Annotated in this window: 4 protein-coding genes, 19 tRNA genes and 1 rRNA gene (1 of these 24 only partly in view); 3 read left to right on the top strand and 21 right to left on the bottom strand. The window is 46.0% G+C overall.

Going from position 1 to position 5,999, the window contains the following annotated elements; genetic code table 11:
- Positions 1 to 508: 508 nt before the first annotated feature.
- The gene (locus C1T21_RS26765; protein WP_025718906.1) at positions 509 to 1,249 is read right to left on the bottom strand and encodes a Crp/Fnr family transcriptional regulator; all 741 of its coding nucleotides are present in this window, start codon (positions 1,247 to 1,249) and stop codon (positions 509 to 511) included.
- Positions 1,250 to 1,548: 299 nt separating this feature from the next.
- Here C1T21_RS26765 and C1T21_RS26760 point away from each other — a divergent pair, with 299 nt between their 5' ends.
- The 3 genes from C1T21_RS26760 (at position 1,549) to C1T21_RS26750 (ending at position 3,891) form a co-directional block, all read left to right on the top strand.
- A complete protein-coding gene (locus tag C1T21_RS26760; RefSeq protein WP_103050371.1) occupies positions 1,549 to 1,998 on the top strand; it encodes a GAF domain-containing protein in 450 nt (149 codons plus the stop codon).
- Positions 1,999 to 2,141: 143 nt separating this feature from the next.
- Positions 2,142 to 2,795: a response regulator gene (locus tag C1T21_RS26755; protein ID WP_016818376.1), complete on the top strand. Its 654-nt coding sequence runs from the start codon at positions 2,142 to 2,144 to the stop codon at positions 2,793 to 2,795.
- The gene (locus C1T21_RS26750) at positions 2,788 to 3,891 is read left to right on the top strand and encodes a PAS domain-containing protein (RefSeq protein WP_103050370.1); all 1,104 of its coding nucleotides are present in this window, start codon (positions 2,788 to 2,790) and stop codon (positions 3,889 to 3,891) included. The genes C1T21_RS26755 and C1T21_RS26750 overlap by 8 nt, the downstream gene beginning before the upstream one ends.
- Before the next feature lie 202 nt (positions 3,892 to 4,093).
- Here C1T21_RS26750 and C1T21_RS26745 read toward each other — a convergent pair.
- The 20 genes from C1T21_RS26745 to rrf all read right to left on the bottom strand — a co-directional run.
- Positions 4,094 to 4,164 (bottom strand) — tRNA-Gly (locus C1T21_RS26745).
- 9 nt (positions 4,165 to 4,173) lie between these two features.
- Positions 4,174 to 4,247, bottom strand: a tRNA-Pro gene (locus C1T21_RS26740).
- 24 nt (positions 4,248 to 4,271) lie between these two features.
- Positions 4,272 to 4,348 (bottom strand) — tRNA-Arg (locus C1T21_RS26735).
- A 26-nt stretch (positions 4,349 to 4,374) separates the two neighbouring features.
- Positions 4,375 to 4,446, bottom strand: a tRNA-Cys gene (locus tag C1T21_RS26730).
- A gap of 10 nt (positions 4,447 to 4,456) precedes the next feature.
- A tRNA-Gly gene (locus C1T21_RS26725) sits at positions 4,457 to 4,531 on the bottom strand.
- A 6-nt stretch (positions 4,532 to 4,537) separates the two neighbouring features.
- Positions 4,538 to 4,624 (bottom strand) — tRNA-Leu (locus tag C1T21_RS26720).
- Positions 4,625 to 4,638: 14 nt separating this feature from the next.
- Positions 4,639 to 4,714: transfer RNA gene (locus tag C1T21_RS26715), tRNA-Lys, on the bottom strand.
- A gap of 7 nt (positions 4,715 to 4,721) precedes the next feature.
- Positions 4,722 to 4,807, bottom strand: a tRNA-Tyr gene (locus C1T21_RS26710).
- A 4-nt stretch (positions 4,808 to 4,811) separates the two neighbouring features.
- Positions 4,812 to 4,887: transfer RNA gene (locus C1T21_RS26705), tRNA-Thr, on the bottom strand.
- Between the two features lie 26 nt (positions 4,888 to 4,913).
- Positions 4,914 to 4,986, bottom strand: a tRNA-Phe gene (locus C1T21_RS26700).
- Positions 4,987 to 5,052: 66 nt separating this feature from the next.
- A tRNA-Asp gene (locus tag C1T21_RS26695) sits at positions 5,053 to 5,129 on the bottom strand.
- A gap of 25 nt (positions 5,130 to 5,154) precedes the next feature.
- Positions 5,155 to 5,228, bottom strand: a tRNA-Met gene (locus C1T21_RS26690).
- A 30-nt stretch (positions 5,229 to 5,258) separates the two neighbouring features.
- Positions 5,259 to 5,334 (bottom strand) — tRNA-Val (locus C1T21_RS26685).
- A gap of 6 nt (positions 5,335 to 5,340) precedes the next feature.
- Positions 5,341 to 5,412 (bottom strand) — tRNA-Glu (locus tag C1T21_RS26680).
- A gap of 32 nt (positions 5,413 to 5,444) precedes the next feature.
- A tRNA-Ser gene (locus C1T21_RS26675) sits at positions 5,445 to 5,536 on the bottom strand.
- Positions 5,537 to 5,539: 3 nt separating this feature from the next.
- Positions 5,540 to 5,613: transfer RNA gene (locus tag C1T21_RS26670), tRNA-Met, on the bottom strand.
- A 34-nt stretch (positions 5,614 to 5,647) separates the two neighbouring features.
- Positions 5,648 to 5,723, bottom strand: a tRNA-Asn gene (locus C1T21_RS26665).
- Between the two features lie 4 nt (positions 5,724 to 5,727).
- A tRNA-Ala gene (locus C1T21_RS26660) sits at positions 5,728 to 5,803 on the bottom strand.
- A 22-nt stretch (positions 5,804 to 5,825) separates the two neighbouring features.
- Positions 5,826 to 5,902 (bottom strand) — tRNA-Ile (locus tag C1T21_RS26655).
- Between the two features lie 36 nt (positions 5,903 to 5,938).
- Positions 5,939 to 5,999, bottom strand: a 5S ribosomal RNA gene (gene rrf, locus C1T21_RS26650) (it continues 60 nt past the right edge of the window).

The raw sequence follows: 5,999 nt of genomic DNA, 5'->3' as shown, positions 1-5,999 counted from the left end.
CTCTTGTTTGATTTTGCGAACAAAATCGTTTTACTCACTCGTTGTTCAGTTTTCAAAGATCAAGCATTTCTCTTTCGCCGCGTTTTTCAGCAGCTATAAGATCATATCATGTTCGTTTCAAAAATGCAAGGGTTATTTTTTTCTTTTTTTGAAGATCATTTCACCCAAGCTTTTCGCTTTTGAAACTGCTGTTTTGTTGTCAGCTCAAATAATATATCATTTTCAGCAAAAGAAAGCAACTTGTAAATAATCCCTTTTTTTCAAACTTAAAATCCCTTCCACCTTTTAGTCAACCATTATTAGCTCCAATGTTACTTCAAAACAGCTAGTTCATAAAATGTCATGTGTTCAATTCCATTTAATATAAATACATTATTGGTAATTAGTCGCTATACGACGTTGATTAGTTTTTTTGTAATCTATGTTGTTCGTTACCCCATGTGCTAGATTGTTAGAAGACATGCAGCAAGGCGAAGTCTCTTGGACCCCGCCTAATGGTATTCATATATTAGAGACGACAAATTTCATGGGCACATTGGCCGTACGAAGGACAGCAGCACATGCCACGTAATACCTTGAGATCGTGAATGACAATCTTTCCATCCCTTGTATCTAGGGTTCCCTGCTCTTTCAGCGCGCTCAGCATCCGGTTCACACTCTCTCGCGTCGCTCCAATCATCTCACCTAATTCGGAGTGACTTAGCTTCATATTTAGTAAAATGCCATCCTTCACAGCCACGCCACATGTATTGCTAGCACGGATCAATGTAGACGCTAACGCTCCAGTTTTACCATACAACAGTAAGTCCCGAAAACGCGATTGCATAATGCGTTGCTTCATCGCCATCCACTGGATGAACTGAAGTGCCATTTCCCCATTTTTGGACAAGAGCGACTCCAGATCCTTAACAAGCACGACGCCTAACTCACACACATCGGCTGTTTCCGCAGTGCAACTATATTCTTCTCCATCTATCCCGCTAAATTCCCCAATTAAGTCGCCTTGATGCTGAATGGTCAGAATCAGTTCTTTACCATCTTCTGTCGATTTACGAAGTTTAACATGACCTGAATGTATATAATAAAGCTGCTCTGCATCATCGCCCTCTCGGAAAAGCATAACGCCTGCCTTTACCTTCTTCCAGGACATAATATCTTTTAGCAGATCAAAATGTTCTTCTGTCAAATAAATCTGAATTCCCGTGCGTTCCGCTTCGTCCCCAAACCGTTCCATACAAGTGGCTTGCATGTTAGCGTCCTCCTCGTGTTTACCTGATATCTATATCATAATGTTTTAATGCCTGGGTTGTTATCGGGAGAACACCTGATTTTATACCTTCCTACTCCCTGATTTACTGTGATAAATATCACTTCTGAGGTAAGCTAACGCCCCATTTATCGGCCTTTTCCCTACTCCTTACCCGACCTGATGAAAAGTCAGTGTTTCCTGCGCCTATAGATCAGGGGGTTCCCTGATCTACTTTTGTAACTGTCGGAACTACAATGAATTAGAGATATAGTTTGGTTATGAAAAAGGATGTGTCTTCTATGCTACAAATAACGGATGAAATGCGAAAAGAACTGAACCAGTTGAGAGATACTATTTATGGTGATCTCACTGCCCTTGCATTTATGTCCAAGTCGGGTGGTAAACTGCATTGGTATTACGCCTCCGGCAGCCGAAGCAATCGCTATCGCCTTATTTCTTTTAAGATTGGTCATGGTATTGCCGGGATGGCTGTTCGCTTGGGACGTACCGTGACTGTAAGTGCTTTGCTATCAGGTAGTATACGTCTGCGTCAGGAATGTGCACTAATGCTGGCCGAGCAGCTTCACTCTGCTGTTGCTATTCCCTTTTCCAGCACAGGGGATCTGCCCAACGGTGTACTGCTTCTTGGTAATCGTGATGTGAGGACGTTCACAGAGTCTGATGTAGCCGAGGCCACCCAAGTCGCTCAACGCCTTAGCCAACTATGTGCTTACCCTCTTACTCCATAGATCAACAATGTTTCTGTAGATAATGAAACTCATAAAATACTTGATATGACTGTCCCTAACTATCTTTGTTGATTGAAATCCCTAAAATTTGCTATGATTATGACAAAACGCACGGTTTTTTTACCGTTCGAGGGGATGACAAATTGATTCGTATACTAGTAGTGGATGATCATGTTGTCGTACGTTCTGGCCTCATGGCCCTATTGGACGGCAAAAACGGCATTAAGGTCGTAGGAGATGCAGCAGACGGGGATGAGGCGATCCGCAAGGCAGTAGAGCTACAACCTAATGTCGTACTCATGGATTTTAGCATGCCACCTGGCAAAGATGGTCTCACGGCAACCACTGAATTAAAAAAACAGTTGCCCGATACAGAAGTCCTTATTTTAACGATGCATGACGATGAAGAATATCTGTTCCGAGCCATTCAGGCTGGAGCATCCGGATATATTTTAAAAAGCGCACCTCACGAGGAGTTACTCGCTGCCATCCAGTCTGTGGCCGAGGGTAGTGCCTATTTGTACCCGAATGCAACCAAACGACTGATGAGTGAATATCTGGACAAAATCAAACAGGAAGGCATAGCCGGGCCCTATGAATCCCTATCTGAGCGGGAAAAGGAGATTCTATCGTGGGTAGCCAAAGGATATGCTAACAAGGAAATTGCCGAGCACCTGGTGATTAGCGTCAAAACCGTAGAGTCCCATAAAAGCAATCTTATGGAGAAGCTTAACTTGAAAACACGACCTGAGCTAGTCAAATTCGCACTAAAAAAGGGGCTGCTCCATTATGAATGAACCTTCTAACCCTTTACTGCAGCATGCCTTTGGTGAATCAACCGATACACTGCTGAATGATCTGGAAATTTATATACCAGAATCCCCTTTTCTTCATGCGCTGCGTAACTCACTCCACCAATTATCCAATCTGAAATTTGCTCTAGATACGTCTTCCATCGTTGCTTTGACCGATCATCGAGGTATTATTCAGTACGTAAACGACAAGTTCTGTGAGATTTCGCAATACAGTCGTGAAGAGCTGATCGGTCAGGATCATCGTCTTATTAATTCAGGCTATCATACCTCTGCCTTCATGAAAAACCTGTGGACTACGATCCGTTCAGGTGAGGTATGGCAAGGAGAAATACGTAATCGTGCTAAAGATAACAGCTACTACTGGGTGAATACTACGATCGTTCCGTTTATGGATGAGGAAGGCAAACCCTATCAGTACTTAGCGATCCGCAATGAGGTCACTAAACTGAAGAAAGTAGAAGCAGAACTCCAGTCTATGATGACGCAAGTCATGCAAATACAGGAAGAAGAACGTAAACGCTTTTCAAGAGAGCTGCATGATGGGATAGGGCAAAGCTTGTTTTCACTTATTATTCAATTGGATAGCCAACTTGCCGAACAACCTAGTGCTGCTCTGGAGAATCTTCGTTCGCAGGTGACCGACATCATCAAAGATGTTCGTGGTCTAGCGTGGGAACTTCGTCCCTCAGTTCTAGATGATCTGGGTGTCGTCCCAGCCATAAGAACCTATATTGAAAACTTCTGTTCTCATTACGGGATTGAGGTGCATTTTCAATGCACTCTACGTAAACGGGTTGATATTCGCAAGGAAATTGCAATTTATCGGATTGTACAGGAGGCATTAACGAATGTAGCCAAATACGCAGATGTAGCAGAGGCATATGTCGACGTTGAGGATCAAAATGAAATGATACAAGTGACCATTCGGGATGAGGGCATTGGATTCTCTGGAAAGTCCCATGGAGAGGGAGTTGGATTGTTCAGTATGGAAGAACGAGCTAGAGGGGTAGGGGGATTTATGAGCATAACCTCTGCTCCAGATGAGGGAACCTCCATCCAGCTGACCATTCCCGTGTAAAAACTGCCCACTAGATCGGTTATCGGTGTATACCAGTTGTATGATCAGAACGATATACACCGATACCGAAGATTATGGATAATCAACACATTGTGATTACATGAGGATAAATACAAAAAAAAGAGAGAGCTCTGTCCCCAGACAGGCTCTCTTTATTTATAAGGTGTCACCACTGAGGCAACAAGAATCCGCTATAGCAAAAAGCGGGTGATGGGAATCGAACCCACGCTACCAGCTTGGAAGGCTGGAGTTCTACCATTGAACTACACCCGCAAATCAGTATCGGGATGACACGATTTGAACATGCGACCCCCTGGTCCCAAACCAGGTGCTCTACCAAGCTGAGCTACATCCCGACATTATACATTTTTTTTAAGAAATGGCGCGCCCTGAGAGATTCGAACTCCCGGCCTTTTGATTCGTAGTCAAACGCTCTATCCAGCTGAGCTAAGGGCGCATATTAAATTCCATAATGAGTAGTCAAGGCGCCACCCAGATTTGAACTGGGGAATGAAGCTTTTGCAGAGCTTTGCCTTACCACTTGGCTATGGCGCCGTATGGATAATGGAGCGGACGACGGGAATCGAACCCGCGACCCTCGCCTTGGCAAGGCGATGCTCTACCGCTGAGCCACGTCCGCAAAATATGGTGCGGTCGAGAGGACTCGAACCTCCACGGGGGTTAGCCCACACGGACCTGAACCGTGCGCGTCTGCCAATTCCGCCACGACCGCAAAACAATTATAAATGGTGAGCCATGAAGGACTCGAACCTTCGACACCCTGATTAAAAGTCAGGTGCTCTACCAACTGAGCTAATGGCTCGTAAAACTGGTGGAGGATGATGGATTCGAACCACCGAACCCGTAAGGGAGCAGATTTACAGTCTGATGCGTTTGGCCACTTCGCTAATCCTCCAAAATGGTGCCGGCGAGAGGACTTGAACCCCCAACCTACTGATTACAAGTCAGTTGCTCTACCAGTTGAGCTACACCGGCACATTACTCATTTCCCACTTGAAAGGTGGCTCGGGACGGAATCGAACCGCCGACACGAGGATTTTCAGTCCTCTGCTCTACCGACTGAGCTACCGAGCCATATTTTGTTTTATTACTACATCATATAATCCGCATTATATATGCCAATTATATATGAAGTTAAAATGGCGGAACTGACGGGATTCGAACCCGCGATCTCCTGCGTGACAGGCAGGCATGTTAGGCCTCTACACCACAGTTCCAGAGGCATTTCCAACAGGAAATTAATTGCGGGGGCAGGATTTGAACCTACGACCTTCGGGTTATGAGCCCGACGAGCTACCGAACTGCTCCACCCCGCGACACTAAAAGTGAGTTATCAAATTTTCTTATGGTGGAGGCTGAGGGGTTCGAACCCCCGACCCTCTGCTTGTAAGGCAGATGCTCTCCCAGCTGAGCTAAGCCTCCATATTATGACCCGTAGGGGATTCGAACCCCTGTTACCTCCGTGAAAGGGAGGTGTCTTAACCCCTTGACCAACGGGCCTTGCAAAATAAGTTCTGGTTTCAATAAATTTATGGCGGAGAGAGAGGGATTCGAACCCTCGCACCACTTTCGCAGTCTAACCCCTTAGCAGAGGGTCCCCTTATAGCCACTTGGGTATCTCTCCGAGTAGCGGCAGAGGGGATCGAACCCCCGACCTCACGGGTATGAACCGTACGCTCTAGCCAGCTGAGCTACGCCGCCACCTTATATATAAAAGTCAGAAATATTCAGAACATGGCTCCCCGAACAGGACTCGAACCTGTGACAACTCGATTAACAGTCGAGTGCTCTACCAACTGAGCTATCAGGGAATATTGGTGGAGCCAAGCGGGATCGAACCGCTGACCTCCTGCGTGCAAGGCAGGCGCTCTCCCAGCTGAGCTATGGCCCCAATCTTTTTGTTATTCTAGAAGTGGTGGGCCTTAGTGGACTCGAACCACCGACCTCACCCTTATCAGGGGTGCGCTCTAACCAGCTGAGCTAAAGGCCCTAACATGTAAAACTTTATCATCCTGTAAAGGATATCGCTTGGCGACGTCCTACTCTCCCAGGACCCTGCGGTCCAAGTACCATCGGCGCTGGAGGGC

This window comes from Paenibacillus sp. F4, assembly GCF_002894905.1.
Taxonomy (GTDB): Bacteria; Bacillota; Bacilli; order Paenibacillales; family Paenibacillaceae; genus Paenibacillus; species Paenibacillus polymyxa_B.
The sequence above is the reverse complement of the archived record's forward strand: the minus strand, read 5'-3'. Positions and strand labels throughout refer to the sequence as shown.